The following is a 17,072-nucleotide window of genomic DNA, read 5'->3' on the forward strand; positions in this document are numbered from 1 at the left end:
AGCTCATGACAAAAAAGATGAACATCCACGACGCTCATCTTTCAATTATCTATTGGTTATTTCACTATTCCTTACATTTTTGCACGATTAATTTTTACAAAAGCCCTATCTTCGACTTCAATTCTCTAAAAAAATAGATTCTCTTTGGTAAATCTTCCACGGTAATATCCCAAAGGGAGTCGAGACGACGGTTGGAACTCCATAATTGATCACGGCAGATGCGATTCCATTCTCTATAAATATCTGTTGGAAAACTAAGCCCAATCAAAAAGAAAGGATTATCCCGATATTTTTTAAACTGAGGAAAAGTAAGAATCTCTTTCAATGAGCAATTATTAAAAATTAGCAATCTGTTGGCATACTGTAAATAATCTATCATAGGCGGTGCTTCAGCCATCAAATCAAAATCAATAAGGAGAAGCTCACCATCATCTTTTCTAAAAAAATTGTGATGTGCCAGGTCGCCGTGAATGATAACAGGATCTTCATCCACTTCCTCAAGCTCGTATGAACCCAGCTTATCCAATGCCCATTCTCCCATTCTTAAATACTCGGTCAGCATCGAGTCGGGAATAACTCTGTTGAGCATATTCCTATTAGATGTAAATTCTCCTAATCGTTCTCTCCATTTTGACACTTGTGAAAAAGTGTGTTTTTCCACTGTCAAATCATTGATGATCGTAGCAGAGGCCTCATGCATCTTATTTAACAATGTCAAACCTTCTAATCGCTCCGAATAATTTTCATACGTAAAGCTTCTTGGATGCTTCGTTAAATATTCTATAAAACCGATTGATTTACCTTTGCATCCAAACGGTTTAATTTCATCGGAAAACACATAAGCTCCATTGAACCCTGCTTTTCGCAGCTTTTTTAAAAATTCGAGTTGCATGAGTAATCTTTTTTGATTTACAAATTGTTTGGCGATAAATATACCCTTATTTGTACTAACCTTAATCAATCTTGGTTTGATAGCTTTCATCTCATAAACTACGATATTTTGTTGACTTAAATAAGCAAGGAGGCAGTCTTTTAGACTGCCTCCCTCCTGCTCCCTCATCATGATTGACCTTCTTGCTCACTGCTTTCTTCCTGTGTCCTTGGCATATCAAATGCTGCCGGCTCGATATGCGGTATCACATGCTGGCCATCGGGATTGTAGGAAGGAGATCCTGTTTCAAACTGCTGACCCCCATACCTTTGATGAAATTGGGAATCCTGAAAAAACGGTTGTTGAGCAGCATGCTGATACATAGGGTGACTCATGCCTTGCTGTTCATACTGACCCATTTGTTGACCCATTCCTTGTTGGTCATACTGGCCCATTGAATGACTCATACCTTGTTGGTCATACTGACCCATTGGCTGACTCATACCTTGTTGGTCATACTGACCCATTGGCTGACTCATACCTTGTTGGTCATACTGGCCCATTGAATGACTCATACCTTGCTGGTCATACTGACCCATCGATTGACTCATACCTTGCTGGTCATACTGACCCATCGATTGACTCATACCTTGCTGGTCATACTGACCCATTGGCTGACTCATACCTTGTTGACCATACTTGCCCATTGAATGACTCATACCTTGTTGGTCATATTGATTCATTGGCTGATAAAAAGACCCCTGTGCTCCTGTATCAGAACAGCCGCAGCCTTTCGGTATATACCCATCAAACGGAATATATTGCTGTTGTTGCTGTTGCTGTTGATAATGATGATCCATCATATGGCTTGACGATTCCATTCCATAGTGTGAAGATTCAAACCCATAATGCCCAAATCCTGGATGTTGATAGTAGCCTTGTGTTCCCTGTACAGGGAATTGGCCATACGGGGACATCGTTCCGCCTTGATGATACCCTTGCTGCTGCGGATAATAATCCCCATGGTGGCCTCCCATCATATGGCTTGATTCGTGGTGCCCATGGTGAAAGCATGAACTGTCTTCCATTCCGTCTCCATGACCCCAGTAAGGCTGGTGGAAATACGGTTGGTGATAAGACGGTCCAGTCATATATGACTGATTAAAATAAGGCGTTGGATAGGCCATGCATGGATGCATCATAACTGGCGGGCAGCATGGATCATAATATGGAATCATAGGCGGACAATATTCCGGCATATACTGCGGCATTGGCTGCGGTTTCGGCATTGGCATGGGCTGTGGCTTCGGCATTGGTTTTTCCATTTTCTTCGGCTTTTCTTTTATGATTGGCTTTTCTTTTATGACTGGCTTCTCTTTAACTTTAGGTACCTCCTTAATAATAGGCATAGGAGGAGGTGTTTGCATTTCCATTTTGGCCATATTCATTAAATAATAGTTGTTGATATCAATTTCTGGTACAACAGGTTTTACAATGGCCTGTGGGGCGACATACGGCATTTTAGGCATTTCTTTAACAGGCTTTTCTTTTTTAATATCCATCGGTTGTATTGGCATCTCCTTCACTGCTGGTGGTGGTGACACAATCGGCATCTCTTTCGGTTTACTCGGAACTGTCTCGGTCTCTGCTTTTATACTTTCCTTCACATTTGAACTCCCACCTGAAATAGGAACTTCCTTTACGGTTCCAAAATTAATCTTTGTATTGCCTCCTTTTTTTACAGATGGAGACGTATTATCGGGTATTTTAATTTTCATGCCAGGCATCAGCATATCCGGATTGCTGAGCTGTGAATTCATTTTCTTTAATGTTTCAAAATTCACTCCATATTTCTTAGCAATCTTCCATAGTGTGTCGCCCTTTTGGACGATGTGTATTTTCACGCATAATCCCTCCCTACGCATATGTCCATATATACTATGATTGATTGGGCAGATTGCTATTGATTTAAGAAAATTTATGCGGAATTATTCTGGTTTATGAAGGAAATCCCTCTATGTTACAATAAAGACAACCAGTATTTTAAAATAACACCTAAGCAAGGAGGGCATAAGTGATGACCCAGAAAAAATATACAACAGAAGAACGGCGTAAATATATCCTATCCATTTTAAAAGAACGTCATGAACCGATTACAGGAAGTGAGCTCTCTATTATTTGCTCAGTCAGCCGCCAAATCATAGTTGGAGATATTACCTTGCTTAAAGCACGGAATGAACCAATTATAGCCACGCCAAGTGGGTACATTTATATACATCAAATCGATCCAAAATTGGAACGGAAAACAAGGATTATTGCGAGTTTCCATGCACCTGAACAAGCAGAAGAGGAACTACTGCTTTTAGTGGACTGCGGTGTTACGGTGAAGGATGTAAAAGTGGAACATCCCATGTACGGTGACTTAACAGCATCCATTATGGTCAGCACCAGACAAGATGTCCGGCAGTTTATCGCCAATCTAAAAAATACAAATGCCTCTCTCTTGTCCCAGTTAACAAATGGTTTACATCTTCATACCATTGAAGCTGCAAGTGAAGCGGAGCTCGAGCAAGCAGTACAGGCATTAAGAAATGCAGGTTTTTTGAAAGAATAAAAAGATATGCTGCGCAGTTTTAGTTATGTACAAACTGAAAAAGAACAATATAAATAGGACCCCTGCTGAATATAGCAGGGGTCCTTCGTTTAATCTTAAGAGATAATTAATAACTATAATAACTGCCCATAACCGTGACTTGGCAACCCAAGGCTTCCATTTCGGCAATGGCGCCCGGCAACAGAATATCATCCATCTTTTGTTCGATATCGATAATGAAGAAATAGTTGCCAAGTCCTGTTTTTAATGGTCTGGACTCGATTTTGGAAAGGTTAAGCTTCCTCCACGAAAAGGCTGATAACACTTGATGGAGAGCTCCGGCATGGTCAGCTGGAAGCAATACCATAATCGTTGTTTTTTCTCCTTTTTGTTGAATAGGGATCATTTTTTCCGATAACGGCTTATGGCCCAGAATAACAAATCGTGTACGGTTATGAGAATAATCGTGTATATCCCATTTAACAATCGAAAGTCCATATTCTTCAGCAGCCATTTCATTTGCAATCGCTGCTGTCAACTCATCCGGATGCTCTTGAATATAGTGAGCGGCTGCAGCAGTGGAGGTAATACTTTCACATCGTACGCCTTTCATATCCCCATGCAGGAATTTGTGACATTGGGCTATCGCATGACTGTGCGAAATAATCCGATCTATCCTGGTTAACTCATTGACATGAGAAGGATGAACCATTAAATGCTGGCGAATAGGGGCGGAAAACTCTGCAACTATCGGAATCGGGACTTCATGAATCAAATAATCCAGTGTGATATTGACTGATCCCTCCAAAGCATTTTCTAATGGAACAACCGCATAATCAACCAGCTTAGCTTCCACAGCATCCATACATTCAGGAATTGTCATAAATGCCTGCCTTTGTCCATAGGAAAATAATTTTGATGCTGCCAAATCACAAAATGTAGCTTTTGGCCCTAGATAGGCAATACGTATGTCCAAAGTGTTCTCCCCCTGCTCTAAACCTCTCTGTTTCTCTATCTATGTATTTATTTTTCAAGCTCCTGAGCCTAATATTTCAACCTTATCCACGAATTCAAGCCTTTTTAAACGGTTTATAAATTCGTTCATTTCCATATGCATCTCACCTGTATTTAACGATAAGGTTACATTTGCACGTCCCTGAATCGGAATGGTTTGATGGATGGTCAGCACGTTGCATCCCGAGGATGCAACGATACCGAGTAATTCAGAAAGCGTGCCTGACCTGTCTTCCAAATGGAAAAATAGCGTAATAATTTTTTCTTTTACCACTGAATGAAAAGGAAAAACTGTATCTCTGTACTTATAAAAAGCACTTCTGCTTAAATCGACGCTTCTAACAGCCTCCCAAACAGAAACAGCCTTTCCTCTTTCAATCATTTCTTTAGCCTGCAAAGTTTTTTGCATCGCCTCGGGCAATACATCTTCCCTGACTAAATAAAATTTCTTATCAGCTTTATTATGCAAGCAAGTTCACCCTCTTTGGAACCATCCTTAAACTTTGTGCTTAATCTACAAATTCAAATTCATATTCCATTAAACGAACAATATCTCCGTCAACTGCTCCGCGCTGTCTAAGAGCTTCATCCACACCCATTGCTCTAAGCTGGCGGGCAAAGCGTTTAATAGATTCATCACGGCTGAAGTCTGTCATCTTGAATAGTTTTTCAAGCTTATCGCCAGTAACAACAAAGGTACCGTCCGATTCTCGTGTAATAACGAATTCTGCTTTTTCTGCCTCATGTTTATAGAGAACACGATGAACACCGCTTGTCTCTTCTTCATGCTCAAGCGGGAATTCCGGAGTTTCCTCAATTTTATCGGCAACAGCAAACAGTAATTCACGCAAGCCTTCATGAGTAACCGATGAAATCGGGAAGACTGGTACATCATCTTCTAGCTGTTCTTTAAAAGCCTTTAAATTCTCTTCAGAATCAGGCATATCCATTTTACTTGCTGCGATAATTTGCGGCCTTTCCGTTAGGCGTAAATTATACTCTTCAAGTTCCTTATTAATTGTCACATAATCTTCATAAGGATCACGGCCTTCCTGACCGGACATATCAATGACATGGACGATTACACGCGTACGCTCAATATGGCGCAGGAATTGATGACCCAGCCCAACACCTTCATGAGCCCCTTCAATCAGTCCAGGTAAATCTGCCATGACGAAGCTGCGTCCATCTCCGGTTTCAACCACACCTAGATTAGGGACAATCGTAGTGAAATGGTACTCAGCAATCTTTGGCTTGGCAGCTGAAACAGACGATAGCAATGTGGATTTACCTACACTCGGAAATCCAACCAAGCCTACATCTGCCAGTAATTTCAATTCCATAATTATATCACGTTCAACCCCTGGTTCACCCTTCTCAGATAGTTCAGGAGCTGGGTTTGCAGGTGTAGCAAAACGAGTATTACCACGTCCGCCTCGTCCGCCCTTCGCAATAATGGCACGCTGGCCGTGTTCGGTTAAATCTGCAATAATTTCACCAGTATTGGCATCTGAAACAACTGTGCCCGGAGGAACTTTGACAATCATGTCAGCTGAATTCTTACCATGCTGATTTTTAGACATTCCATGTTCCCCTCTGGGTGCTTTAAAATGCCTTTTATATCGGAAATCCATTAGTGTGCGAAGTCCTTCTTCTACTTCAAATACAACATTTGCTCCATGGCCTCCGTCTCCACCGGCCGGACCGCCCTTAGGTACATACTTTTCTCTTCGGAAAGCGACCATTCCATTGCCGCCATCTCCACCTTTAACGTAAATCTTGACTTGATCCACAAACATGGGTGGTAACACCTACTTTCTGCTTTTGCAACTCTTTGATTGTTATCTTACCGTTATTTCAAAATAAAAAGAATTAATATCCTCTGTAATGCCCGATATTTTTAAAGGCTCTTTTACCTGAAACATTTTTATTAATTCTTCTTTATTGTTTACTGGTCCCTGAAAATCAAAACCAATCTTTAATGAATCCTCATCTGTTTTGCTGAGCAGGATGGTTAAATGCAGGATATCTAATGCTTCTATTTGCCTATTCACTTCATTGAAAAACTTCTTCATCCAATTGGTTATCAATTCATCCAATTCCGGATAGCCTTTTATATCATCCATAATTTCATATGTAATATGGAATTTGTAATGAAGCCACTTACCTGTCAATAAAAGTTCGGAAAGCATCGGCATATTCATATTTGAGATTTTCGCTTCCTGTTGTGCTTCAATAATAATTTCATCTACAAGACCAGATACTCTATCCATTTTACCTAATGCCATATTTCCTTTAATCAGCTGTATTTTGTTTAACCAATCATGACGTGCATGCCTCAGTAATTCTACAGTCGTCCATTTTGTTTCCATCTTAATACATTCTCCTGTCGGATTGGAATAATGAGGTCCTGGAAAAATCGCAAATCATCTATTACAGTATAACAAATTTAGCGGAGTTTCAGGAGAGGAATATATTCGCCAGCAGTAAATAACTTGGGGTACATACGGAAGTATAATGGTTTTAACCAAAAAAACTCATATCTAAAAAAGAAAACTCCAACCAACAAGGTTAGAGCTTCTTTTGACTGTTACTTATTATGCTTCTTGTGCTACTGGGTAAACGCTGACTTGTTTCTTGTCACGACCCAAGCGCTCAAATTTAACAACTCCGTCAATTTTAGCGAAAAGAGTGTCGTCTCCACCACGGCCAACGTTCAAACCTGGATAGATTTTTGTACCACGTTGACGGTAAAGGATAGAACCACCACTTACGAATTGTCCATCAGCACGTTTAGCGCCAAGACGTTTAGAAATGGAGTCACGACCGTTCTTTGTAGAACCTACTCCCTTTTTGGAAGCGAAGAACTGAAGATCCAATCTTAACATGTATTCCACCTCCTGTTAGCTAAGAATAATTTTCATGTATCTACCATAGTCACGTTCAATCGTTTGTAAGGAAACAAGCATGCCTTCGAGTAACAATTGTACCTTGTCATCGCTATCCGTTTCCGGAAAATGGACTTCAAGAAAACCGCCATCTTTACCTGCCTGTTTAATGATGGGTTCAACAGTAGTTAAACTCATCACGGCATTTACAGAGCCAAAAGCTACTGCAGATACCCCTGCACAAACGATATCCTGACCTTTTTGTGCAAAATCGGCGTGTCCTGATATACTGAACGAAGAAATTCGCTCATCAGCTCGCACTACCTTTACTTTAATCATACGCGTCGCCTTAGAAGCTAATCTTTTCGATTGTTACTTTTGTGTAAGGCTGACGGTGACCTTGTTTTTTACGGTTGTTCTTTTTCGCTTTGTATTTGAAAACGATGATTTTCTTTTGTTTGCCGTGTTTTTCAACTTTACCTGTTACAGTAGCGCCTTCAACAACAGGGCTTCCAACTTTCACATCTTCTCCACCTACAAAAAGAACTTTATCGAAAGTAACGATGCCACCTTCTTCAACGTTCACTTTCTCAACGTAGATAGATTGACCTTCTTCTACTTTCACTTGCTTTCCACCAGTTTCAATAATTGCGTACATACCTGCACCTCCTTAATTGTCTAAGACTCGCCGACGGCAGGCGCCATAATGGACTTATTACCTGACGTGTGCGGTTGTAGCATGGGTGCTACAAACTTAACATAAAAATACTATCATAATCAGACAAACATTGTCAATCATGATTTACTAACATACGGATAATAGGCTTGTTTTTTATTCCTTCCTCTGTACGCTTCAAACGCTCTTCAAGATCCTTCTTATTTCCGAGGGCTCGAATTTCAAAACGATTGGCCCCTGTCATTCTTCCCTCCGTCACAAATATATTTTTAGTGCCTGACAGGATATGTATTTTCACCGCATGAATATTGTCCTTGATATACGTGTAAAAGGATGAATCAACCACAACCCATACAGAATCATCCAAGCTGTATTTTAATGCCTCTAACTGACGTTCCAATTCATATATCGCGCTCTGACGGCTTTTTATTAATCCTGTTCCGCTGCATTCCAAGCAGTCTTCTTGAAGAATTTCATATAAATCCGGACCTTCTTTTTTTCGTGTTATTTGCATGAGTCCTAGTTCGGTAAACCCAATGACCACAGAACGCAGCGGATCATCTTTTAAGGCTGTTTCCATTGCTGCCTGTACTTGATGACGATGCTCAGGGGATTTCATATTAATAAAGTCAATTACAATAATCCCGGATAAATTGCGCAGAATCATCTGTCTTCCTACTTCTGTTGCGGCGAGTATATTTGTATCCAAAATTGTTTTATTTATGTCGTGCTTTCCAGTAAACTTACCCGTATTTACATCTATCACATGCATGGCTTCTGTTTTTCCAAAAAGTAAATACGATCCGTTCGAAAGCCAGACTACCTTTTTGACTGCTTTCTCCAATTCTTCAGTAACGCCGTGGGAATCATACAGACCCACTTTATCCTTTTGAAGCTTTGCTTCCCATGTTTCAGGTAGTACAGAACGGAGTAATTGCATTCCTTCTGCAGAATTAGTCCAAAGGTCCCCAGTTGTCCCTGTTGTCCAGCTTTCTATCAGATTCAGAATGCGATTTTGATCGCTTATAAGCGCTGGAGCTTTACTTTTTGACGCTTTTCTTTGTAATTGCTCATAACGTTCACGCAACTCGCTAAGCTTCGAGATAAAGGCTTCTTCATCCGCATCCAAGAATGATGTACGAACAATCACACCTTCATCTTTTTGCAGATGCTTGGCTGTTATATGTTTCCACTTCTGAACAGTCTTCCTATCTGCTTTTTTAGAAGTACGGACAAAATGTTCACCCCTTATATAAACAATTTCCGGCGAAGAAACTTCAATTAACGCACTTATTTTAGCGCCTTTCGTTCCTTCTGGATCCCGCAGAATGCGTACAAGCAGCTTTTCACCTTGCTTTACATATGTTTTTGCCTCAGGGTCTAAATGGTAGTTCGGCGTTTCTTCAAATGGCAAATAGGCATTTTTATCAAACCCAATATCCACAAAAGCTGCGTTCATACCCGGTACAATTTCACGAACAATTCCAATGTAAACATTGCCGGCAAATGGGCCCTGCCCTTCTCTTTCAATATGTATCCTCATCAGCTTATCATCTTGCAATAAACCGAGACGTCGTTCCGTTCCTTGAAAATCAAGCACTATTTTTTTCATTAAAAAAATCCTCTCGTTGGCTCATTAATCTTACTTTAACGAGTCAGGAGAGGAGCGTCAATAAGGATACAAAAGTTCTCCAATAGGCCGATATGCCAATTTTGATGTAAAACAGGCATGTAAAACCTCCGCTTCATCCAGCTTTCCTAATTCTTCATCCTTGTTTTTCACGATTATAATATGCTTATTGTCTCTACGGAAATCCTCAAGTATTTTATAAACCTTTATATCCTTTTCCGCTTCCAGCCGTGATATCGCTCTAATATCCTTATTATGTCCATAATGTCTTTCCATCAAAAAGCGTAAAAATACAAATTGACGGTGTTTCCACTCCTTCCATAAAGAAAAGATCAGAAAGCCAACAACCATCCACCAATTCATATTTAGCGGATTTACAACGACCAATCCGATTAAAGCAAGAAACAGACTGACACCGGAAATGATAATAATTAGACGGTGCGCATGCAGGAAGGGCATCCGCTTGCTTAATAAAACAAACAACGCTTTTCCTCCATCCAGGGGCCAGATAGGGGCTAAATTTATAAATAAAACAATAAAATTATATAGAATTAAACTTGTATAGATATAATCTGATATAAAGCCAATTGTGTAAAAAAGATAAGTCAGCAGCAAAATCCAAACATGCTGCAAAGGACCGGATGCCAACACAATTAATTCCTCATGCCATGGCCGGTTTCCATGCTCATCTGTCTCCAGCTCTCCGCCAAAAGGCAAAAGTGTAACTGATTTTATCCTCCAGCCAAATAACTGCGCAGCAATAGCATGACCCAGCTCATGACATAATACGATTGCAAACATTAAAAGCAATTCAGTAAACCTGGCTGTCAACACACCAAGAGCAAGTAACAACCAGGTTAATGGATGAATGCGTATTTTCGTAAGCACAGGCCATATTTTATTCAAACGAGATCACCTCATTAGGATCAATAAACTTTCCATTGGCTTTCAATGCAAAGTAAAACTCCCCCTTGTCCGGCTCATCCGACGGCGATACTATTCCTACCTTCGTTCCTTTCTTAATTTGTTCATACAAATTGACGTTTATCTCCTGCAGGTGAGCGTACCATGATTCACTCTTATCCGGATGCTGGACAATAACTGTTTTTCCGTGTGTCTCCTTCTCACCTGCGTAGATAACGACCCCCTCTTTAATCGTGTCAACCGATGTATTATTGGATGTTTTGATTAAGACCCCCTGTCCATCCTTCACAAAGCTTTTCATAATGGTGCCTGTTGCCGGCGTGGCAAAACGATTATCAGCAGCATTATTATTTTTAGATTCATTCACCGATTCCTCAGGCAAAAAAGCAAATGGCTTTCCGACTGTATCCGCAAACCAGCTAGATACTGACGCAAATTGAAATTCCTTCTGATAGACTTGGTCAAGGGTAGTTTTCGCTGTCTGGGTCCATGGAGCAGAAGTTCGATAAATAATGGCCATGCACAAAACCAAACAAACAGAAGCAAGGATACGAAATAAGATCCAATCTTTGTTTATAATAGGCGGCTTTTTATGCTCACTCACCCCTTCTTCATATACGAAAACATTTTCAGAACCCCATTCTTTCTCATCTTCCATTTCCGGCCATGTCGGTCTTTCATTCCTCTTACTGGCATTCATCATTCTTTCCCGATTTTTTCTTCTCTCGGCAATGCGCTTACGAACTTCTGAGCTACTTTGGCTGCCCATCCTTTCACCTCTCTTATACAGCTCTTTTCTAAAAGATATGTATAGTCGGTCCAAGCTATGCCATGCATACATACAAAAAAGGACCTCTAATCAGTTTGATTAGAGGTCCTCACTTACTATTACTTAACACCAAATAATTTTTTTATCCGCTTAAACATTCCTGTTTTCTCATCTTCAAGTGGTTTTAGCGGAATGGATTCACCTAAAATACGTCTCGCAACGTCTCGATAGGCAACAGATGCTCGATTATTCGGGTCAAACACAATCGGCTCTCCCTGGTTTGAACCCTTAATTACGTCATCATCATCAACTACAATCCCAATCAAATCAATGGATAGATGAGTAGTAATTTCATCAATATCTAGCATATCGCCCATTTTTAGCATATGATTTCGAATACGGTTGATGACTAGTTTTGGAGATTCGACATTTGGTTCCTTCTCCAATAACCCGATAATCCGGTCCGCATCTCTGACTGCAGATGTTTCAGGTGTCGTTACAACAATTGCTTTATCAGCGCCAGCCACTGCATTTTTGTACCCTTGTTCGATACCGGCTGGACAATCAATAATGATATAATCAAAATCTTGTTTCAAAGTATCAATTAACTGCTTGACCTGTTTTGGATTTACGGAGGTTTTATCCGCTGTCTGTGCTGCAGGCATTAAATAAAGACGATCATCAAAACGCTTATCTTTCACAAGCGCCTGATGGATTTTGCATCTTCCTTCAATCACATCTACCAAATCGTAGATAATACGATTTTCAAGGCCCATTACTACATCCAGATTTCTCAAACCTATATCAGTATCGACCAAACAGACTCTTTTCCCCATTAACGCTAAGGCAGTTCCGACATTGGCAGTAGTAGTCGTTTTCCCTACTCCACCTTTACCGGATGTTATTACTATGGCCTCTCCCATGGCTATACGCCCTCCTCAAATAAGGATAAATTAGGTCTCACTTTACATAAAACTTGTAATCTATCAAAAATCATCTCACCAGATTGATCTAAATAAGCACATTCCATTTTGTGGTCATCCTGCTCATCATAATCAAAAGAGTTATATAAAACATCTCCAATAACGATTTGGGATGGCTTAAACACAGATGCAGACACGACACATTCTTTATTGCCGTGTATACCTGCCAGCGCCTTCCCCCGCAGTGTACCCATAATAAAGATATTACCGCCGGCTTTAACGGTCGCACCGGGATTTACATCTCCTATTAAGAGCATGTCACCCTTCACTTCCAAAACTTGACCCGAACGGACAATCCTCACGATTTTTGTCACAGCCACTTCTTCAGCCAATCTTTTGGCTTCTTCATGCAAAATAACATTAGATTCAACATTATTTACAACCATGTATCCCTTTTTTTCTACTAAATCGACCAAAGCTTTCGCTTGTTCGTCCGTTAAATAACGATTACCGGTATGTATGGTGACATGAATACTTGATGTTGTTTCAATCGTTGAATTATGAATAGACAATTTTTCATCCAAATCTCTTAAAGCTTCAGAAATAGATGAATGATCATCAATCACAATCGTTAAACCTTGTTTACTTCCTTTGATCATAACATGCTGAATATTCTTCTTTCCCATGACGTCGTGCTCACCTCAATGCAATTTAATTCGACATGAGCGCTGACAATTCCTTTTTTTATAGAATCAATACCGTTTAATTATCTTCTTCAACAGTCCATTTTTTAATCCACTTAGCAAATACATAAGCGAACAGGAGTAGGAAGATTAGATTCAGAATTAAGGTAGGCAGCAATCTCATACGTGCAAATTCAATGAACGTCAATGAAGTATAACCAATTAAGGTATTCACCTCATAGACGATAATTTCTAAAATAGATATAGCAAGCAAACATACAGTTGAGACTATCCCAAGATTAATTTGCAGTACTTTCATCAGTTGAGTTGAGAAGTACACCATTAACGGCAAAGTGAATAAATAAACACCCAATACTTCTGTATAGACGACATCATAGAAGATTCCCATAACAAAAGCATATATGATTGCCATGTTCCTTTTTCCGTACACCCCTAAAAACACTAGAAAGATAATAATAAACCTTGGCACCAAGATGTAGGGTGTTGTATATAATTTCGCCGAAAATATTTCAACAAAAATCCCTTCAGATATAAAAACAAGGACAGCTAAAAGGAAGATTTTAAACCTTATCACAGGTCATCCCCCTCAGTGCTATCTGTATCTACAGTAGTCATTGTACGTTTTACAATCATTACGTTATTCAAATCATAGAAATTAGCTGCCGGCTTAACCAAAGCTGTTTGGGTTAATCCGTATTGATCGATAACGACCTCCTTAACCGTACCTATGACTAAACCTTCTGGGAACACCCCTCCAAGCCCGGATGTTGTCACATTCTCACCTTTTTTAATTTTAGCATCATAATGGAGACCTGTTAATAGCAAGGCTTGCTTATCTTCATCGTATCCTTGGATAAATCCATATGATTTTTCTTTACTTTGCACCATTGCTGAAATACGGTTTTGCGGATCAAGAGCCGTCATTAATTGTACTGTAGAGGTAAATTGAGAAACACTTTTGACCTTTCCAATCAATCCCTCAGCAGTAATTACAGCCATATTTTTCTCAATCCCATTTACACTGCCCTTCGAGACCGTCAATGTTTCATGCCATCTCTCCGGACCTCTGCCAATGACAGTTGCATGAGAAACTGTATGATCACTTAAATCTTCTTTTTTCTTAAGTATATTGCTTAATTCCTCATTTTCTTTTTTCAAATCATATATCTCTGTTTCCAACTTCACATATTCTTCCAGGCGTGATTTAAGATTCTTATTTTCTTCATATGTATTCCTTAAATCTGAAAGATTCTCAAAAAAGCCCGCTACAGCAGAAGCGGGCTTATGGAAAATTGTTTGAACAAAGCCGGCCGAGTCCTTCATAAACTGTTCAGGCCAGCTCAATTCATCCCTTTCCCGAAGTGAGAACCCAATCAAAGCCACCAGAAAGATGATGCTAATCAGCAAGATAATCAATTTTTTGTTTAAGAAAAATTGTGGCATATCCTTGCTCCTCTATCATTATTATCCTCTTTCAGGATTTTTGCGTTCTATTATATTATCTTGAATCTTTTACTTTTGATTTGAACAAATGAATATGATCAAGTGCCTTACCAGTACCAATTGCTACACAATCCAATGGATTTTCAGCAATTAGAACAGGCATTTTTGTTTCTTCACTGATCACTTTATCCAGGTTGCGTAATAATGCGCCACCACCTGTTAGAACGATTCCGCGATCCATGATATCAGCAGCAAGCTCAGGCGGAGTTTTTTCAAGCGTATTTTTAACCGCATCTACAATCGCATACACTGTGTCATGAAGAGCTTTTGCAATTTCATCAGCAGTGATTTCAATTGTTTTTGGTAAGCCTGTTAATAAGTCACGGCCGCGAATCTCCATGTTTTCAATATCTTCAGGATCACCAGCTGAACCGATTTCAAGCTTAATAGCTTCAGAAGTTCGATCACCAATCATCAAATTGTAGTTTTTACGGATATAGTTAATAATCGCTTCATCCATTTCGTCTCCTGCGATACGAATAGATTGGCTAGTCACAATACCGCCCAAAGAAATAATCGCGACTTCAGTTGTACCGCCACCGATATCTACAACCATGCTGCCTGTTGGTTCCCAAACAGGTAAGTTTGCTCCAATAGCAGCTGCAAACGGTTCTTCAATTGTATAAGCATCACGTGCCCCGGCTTGTCTAGTTGCGTCAACAACAGCTCTCTCTTCAACAGCTGTAATTCCGGATGGAACACATACCATTACATATGGCTTACGTGCAAATAAACCTTGGTTTTTTAACGCTTGTTTCATATAATATTTCATCATGGTTGCAGTCGTATCATAATCAGCAATAACGCCATCTTTCATAGGGCGCAAAGCCACAACATTACCAGGTGTACGGCCGATCATATTTTTCGCATCATTACCGACAGCAACAATGGATTTTGTATCTGTTTGAAATGCAACAACGGAAGGCTCACGTACTACAATGCCTTTTCCTTTAACATAAACAAGTGTATTGGCGGTTCCTAAATCAATTCCTAAATCTCTATTTCCAAGCATCTTTTAATATCTCCCTTTCTGAAACATATTCCATATTAGGTACGAGTTTTTTTATTTTCTTTTTCATATCATAAAGTTAAGTTCTTCAGTAATGTAATGAAAAATAAATTCTTTAAAAAGCATACGTAATATTATAGCTCATCCTCATGTGAATTCCTAGTATTATAAATATCCTTTTTCTTTAAGACTTACATATTTTTTCTCTCCGATAACCAAATGGTCTAAAAGTTCTATTCCCATAATTTTCCCACATTCAGCTAGACGTTTGGTTACTTCTATATCTTCTCGACTTGGAGTGGGGTCTCCTGAAGGATGGTTATGCAAGCATATTATAGATGCTGCTGATCTGCGGAGAGCTTCTTTGAAGACTTCACGGGGATGGACAATTGAGGCGTTTAAACTGCCGATAAAGATTGTTTGTTTATGGAGTATTTGGTTTTTCGTATTTAAATATATACATACAAAATGTTCCTGTGATAAAAAACGCATATCATTCATACAATAATTGGCACAGTCCTCTGGCGAACGAATCACGTACCTCTCTTCATTCGTCAAATTGCTGATTCTTCTTCCTAATTCCATAGCTGCAGCAAGCTGCACAGCTTTTGCTTCCCCAATACCTTTAATGCTAGTCATTTCTTCAATACTTGCCTCTTTCAAAAGACGCAGCCCGCCAAACTTAGCCAAAAGTTGGTTAGCCAGATTCATCACTGAATCTTCCTTTGTTCCAGTCCTTAAAAGAAGTGCCAGTAACTCTTGGTTTGACAGACTTTCCGGTCCAAATTGGATAAACCGTTCTCTTGGGCGATCATCCTTTGGATAGTCTCTTATCATGATTTGCGTTGTATCCATCCATATTCTCCATTCCATTGACGGAGTGAGGCTGTTCTTAAGGATGTACTAACTTTTCAAGTTCCCTCTTAAGTCTGGAAACCGGGAGCCCTACAACTGAGAAGTAGTCACCTTCGATTCTCTTCACCAGCAAGGAACCAAATCCCTGTATCCCGTAGGATCCCGCTTTGTCAAACGGTTCTCCGGTCAATACATATTGTTCAATTTCTTCTTTTTTTAATGGCCAAAATTCTACATCTGTTTTTTCATAAAACAAGATAGAATCTTGCCCTCTTAATAAGGCAACTCCTGTATAAACCTGGTGTACATTACCGGATAAACGATTCAGCATGGAAATTGCTTCATCTTTATTTTTCGGCTTACCAAGGATGTCACCATCCATTACTACAATCGTATCTGCGCCTATCACAACGGAATCACGGTTAGTTTCAGCGATAACAGTTGATTTTATGCGTGCTAATTCCATCACTATTTCGTGAGGTTCCATTCCATCCTGATAGGTTTCGTCTGCATAACTTACTTTCACCTGAAATGGTATGTTCAGCATTTCAAGCAATTCTTTTCTCCTTGGGGAAGAAGAAGCCAAGATTAAATCCAATCCTTTTCGCCACCTGCCATAAGAATTTATATAGATAGGGAGATACATATTCATCCTAACAGAATACGACACCATTCTCAATTCTTAAAACAAAATAAAAAAGAGTACCCCGAAA

General features: G+C 39.7%; 20 protein-coding genes and 1 other annotated feature. Of the genes, 1 reads left to right on the top strand and 19 read right to left on the bottom strand.

What is annotated here, in order from left to right:
* Positions 1-94 precede the first annotated feature (94 nt).
* The gene (locus tag FHY45_RS17125; RefSeq protein WP_139892615.1) at positions 95-1,063 is read right to left on the bottom strand and encodes a phosphotransferase; all 969 of its coding nucleotides are present in this window, start codon (positions 1,061-1,063) and stop codon (positions 95-97) included.
* Entirely contained in the window at positions 1,060-2,775 is a 1,716-nt protein-coding gene (gene safA / locus FHY45_RS17130) for a SafA/ExsA family spore coat assembly protein (protein WP_180350010.1), read from the bottom strand. Before safA ends, FHY45_RS17125 begins: the two co-directional genes overlap by 4 nt.
* A 170-nt stretch (positions 2,776-2,945) precedes the next feature.
* Between safA and FHY45_RS17135 the strand changes: the two genes are divergently transcribed.
* Positions 2,946-3,485 carry a transcription repressor NadR gene (locus FHY45_RS17135; protein WP_139063840.1) on the top strand — a complete coding sequence of 180 codons (540 nt, stop codon included), beginning with the start codon at positions 2,946-2,948 and terminating at the stop codon, positions 3,483-3,485.
* Positions 3,486-3,591: 106 nt separating this feature from the next.
* On the opposite strand, the gene pheA is transcribed toward FHY45_RS17135, so the two are convergent.
* The 17 genes from pheA to FHY45_RS17220 all read right to left on the bottom strand — a co-directional run bounded on the left by pheA (position 3,592) and on the right by FHY45_RS17220 (position 17,005).
* On the bottom strand, positions 3,592-4,434 hold the full coding sequence (pheA, locus tag FHY45_RS17140) for a prephenate dehydratase (protein ID WP_139892651.1): 843 nt from the start codon (positions 4,432-4,434) through the stop codon (positions 3,592-3,594).
* Between the two features lie 60 nt (positions 4,435-4,494).
* Positions 4,495-4,947 carry an ACT domain-containing protein gene (locus FHY45_RS17145; protein ID WP_066105503.1) on the bottom strand — a complete coding sequence of 151 codons (453 nt, stop codon included), beginning with the start codon at positions 4,945-4,947 and terminating at the stop codon, positions 4,495-4,497.
* A 40-nt stretch (positions 4,948-4,987) separates the two neighbouring features.
* Positions 4,988-6,277 (bottom strand): GTPase ObgE, encoded by a 1,290-nt coding sequence (gene obgE, locus FHY45_RS17150; RefSeq protein ID WP_139892617.1) that lies wholly within the window; start codon positions 6,275-6,277, stop codon positions 4,988-4,990.
* Positions 6,278-6,319: 42 nt separating this feature from the next.
* Positions 6,320-6,850 (bottom strand): Spo0B domain-containing protein, encoded by a 531-nt coding sequence (locus tag FHY45_RS17155; RefSeq protein WP_066105512.1) that lies wholly within the window; start codon positions 6,848-6,850, stop codon positions 6,320-6,322.
* A 225-nt stretch (positions 6,851-7,075) separates the two neighbouring features.
* Positions 7,076-7,366, bottom strand: coding sequence for a 50S ribosomal protein L27 (rpmA, locus tag FHY45_RS17160; protein WP_066105513.1), 291 nt, complete (start codon positions 7,364-7,366; stop codon positions 7,076-7,078).
* A gap of 15 nt (positions 7,367-7,381) precedes the next feature.
* Positions 7,382-7,705 (bottom strand): ribosomal-processing cysteine protease Prp, encoded by a 324-nt coding sequence (locus FHY45_RS17165; protein WP_066105516.1) that lies wholly within the window; start codon positions 7,703-7,705, stop codon positions 7,382-7,384.
* Positions 7,706-7,715: 10 nt separating this feature from the next.
* On the bottom strand, positions 7,716-8,024 hold the full coding sequence (gene rplU / locus FHY45_RS17170; protein ID WP_066105519.1) for a 50S ribosomal protein L21: 309 nt from the start codon (positions 8,022-8,024) through the stop codon (positions 7,716-7,718).
* A gap of 13 nt (positions 8,025-8,037) precedes the next feature.
* Positions 8,038-8,110: a sequence feature (ribosomal protein L21 leader region), on the bottom strand.
* 47 nt (positions 8,111-8,157) lie between these two features.
* The gene (locus FHY45_RS17175) at positions 8,158-9,654 is read right to left on the bottom strand and encodes a ribonuclease E/G (protein ID WP_066105523.1); all 1,497 of its coding nucleotides are present in this window, start codon (positions 9,652-9,654) and stop codon (positions 8,158-8,160) included.
* Positions 9,655-9,711: 57 nt separating this feature from the next.
* The gene (locus FHY45_RS17180) at positions 9,712-10,578 is read right to left on the bottom strand and encodes a M50 family metallopeptidase (RefSeq protein ID WP_139892618.1); all 867 of its coding nucleotides are present in this window, start codon (positions 10,576-10,578) and stop codon (positions 9,712-9,714) included.
* Positions 10,571-11,365 (bottom strand): M23 family metallopeptidase, encoded by a 795-nt coding sequence (locus FHY45_RS17185; protein WP_180350011.1) that lies wholly within the window; start codon positions 11,363-11,365, stop codon positions 10,571-10,573. Before FHY45_RS17185 ends, FHY45_RS17180 begins: the two co-directional genes overlap by 8 nt.
* Positions 11,366-11,484: 119 nt before the next feature.
* A complete protein-coding gene (minD, locus tag FHY45_RS17190) occupies positions 11,485-12,288 on the bottom strand; it encodes a septum site-determining protein MinD (protein WP_066105532.1) in 804 nt (267 codons plus the stop codon).
* A gap of 2 nt (positions 12,289-12,290) precedes the next feature.
* Positions 12,291-12,974 carry a septum site-determining protein MinC gene (gene minC, locus FHY45_RS17195; RefSeq protein WP_066105536.1) on the bottom strand — a complete coding sequence of 228 codons (684 nt, stop codon included), beginning with the start codon at positions 12,972-12,974 and terminating at the stop codon, positions 12,291-12,293.
* Between the two features lie 76 nt (positions 12,975-13,050).
* Positions 13,051-13,566 carry a rod shape-determining protein MreD gene (mreD, locus tag FHY45_RS17200; protein ID WP_066105539.1) on the bottom strand — a complete coding sequence of 172 codons (516 nt, stop codon included), beginning with the start codon at positions 13,564-13,566 and terminating at the stop codon, positions 13,051-13,053.
* Positions 13,563-14,435 carry a rod shape-determining protein MreC gene (gene mreC / locus FHY45_RS17205; RefSeq protein ID WP_066105543.1) on the bottom strand — a complete coding sequence of 291 codons (873 nt, stop codon included), beginning with the start codon at positions 14,433-14,435 and terminating at the stop codon, positions 13,563-13,565. Before mreC ends, mreD begins: the two co-directional genes overlap by 4 nt.
* A 55-nt stretch (positions 14,436-14,490) precedes the next feature.
* Positions 14,491-15,507, bottom strand: a complete 1,017-nt coding sequence (locus FHY45_RS17210; RefSeq protein ID WP_066105546.1) for a rod shape-determining protein — start codon at positions 15,505-15,507, stop codon at positions 14,491-14,493.
* Between the two features lie 162 nt (positions 15,508-15,669).
* Complete coding sequence (gene radC / locus FHY45_RS17215) at positions 15,670-16,359, bottom strand: RadC family protein (protein ID WP_139892620.1); 690 nt, start codon at positions 16,357-16,359, stop codon at positions 15,670-15,672.
* 37 nt (positions 16,360-16,396) lie between these two features.
* The gene (locus FHY45_RS17220) at positions 16,397-17,005 is read right to left on the bottom strand and encodes a Maf family protein (protein ID WP_257469172.1); all 609 of its coding nucleotides are present in this window, start codon (positions 17,003-17,005) and stop codon (positions 16,397-16,399) included.
* Positions 17,006-17,072 lie beyond the last annotated feature (67 nt).

It is taken from the genome of Bacillus sp. D386, assembly GCF_006346415.1.

Coding starts and splice junctions, on each gene's coding strand:
- FHY45_RS17210 (WP_066105546.1), bottom strand. CDS start 15,507: ATGCTTGGAAATAGAGATTTAGGAATTGATTTAGGAACCGCCAATACA.
- FHY45_RS17185 (WP_180350011.1), bottom strand. CDS start 11,365: ATGGGCAGCCAAAGTAGCTCAGAAGTTCGTAAGCGCATTGCCGAGAGA.
- obgE (WP_139892617.1), bottom strand. CDS start 6,277: ATGTTTGTGGATCAAGTCAAGATTTACGTTAAAGGTGGAGATGGCGGC.
- minC (WP_066105536.1), bottom strand. CDS start 12,974: ATGGGAAAGAAGAATATTCAGCATGTTATGATCAAAGGAAGTAAACAA.
- rpmA (WP_066105513.1), bottom strand. CDS start 7,366: ATGTTAAGATTGGATCTTCAGTTCTTCGCTTCCAAAAAGGGAGTAGGT.
- FHY45_RS17155 (WP_066105512.1), bottom strand. CDS start 6,850: ATGGAAACAAAATGGACGACTGTAGAATTACTGAGGCATGCACGTCAT.
- FHY45_RS17125 (WP_139892615.1), bottom strand. CDS start 1,063: ATGATGAGGGAGCAGGAGGGAGGCAGTCTAAAAGACTGCCTCCTTGCT.
- mreC (WP_066105543.1), bottom strand. CDS start 14,435: ATGCCACAATTTTTCTTAAACAAAAAATTGATTATCTTGCTGATTAGC.
- minD (WP_066105532.1), bottom strand. CDS start 12,288: ATGGGAGAGGCCATAGTAATAACATCCGGTAAAGGTGGAGTAGGGAAA.
- FHY45_RS17175 (WP_066105523.1), bottom strand. CDS start 9,654: ATGAAAAAAATAGTGCTTGATTTTCAAGGAACGGAACGACGTCTCGGT.
- FHY45_RS17220 (WP_257469172.1), bottom strand. CDS start 17,005: ATGTATCTCCCTATCTATATAAATTCTTATGGCAGGTGGCGAAAAGGA.
- rplU (WP_066105519.1), bottom strand. CDS start 8,024: ATGTACGCAATTATTGAAACTGGTGGAAAGCAAGTGAAAGTAGAAGAA.
- FHY45_RS17165 (WP_066105516.1), bottom strand. CDS start 7,705: ATGATTAAAGTAAAGGTAGTGCGAGCTGATGAGCGAATTTCTTCGTTC.
- radC (WP_139892620.1), bottom strand. CDS start 16,359: ATGGATACAACGCAAATCATGATAAGAGACTATCCAAAGGATGATCGC.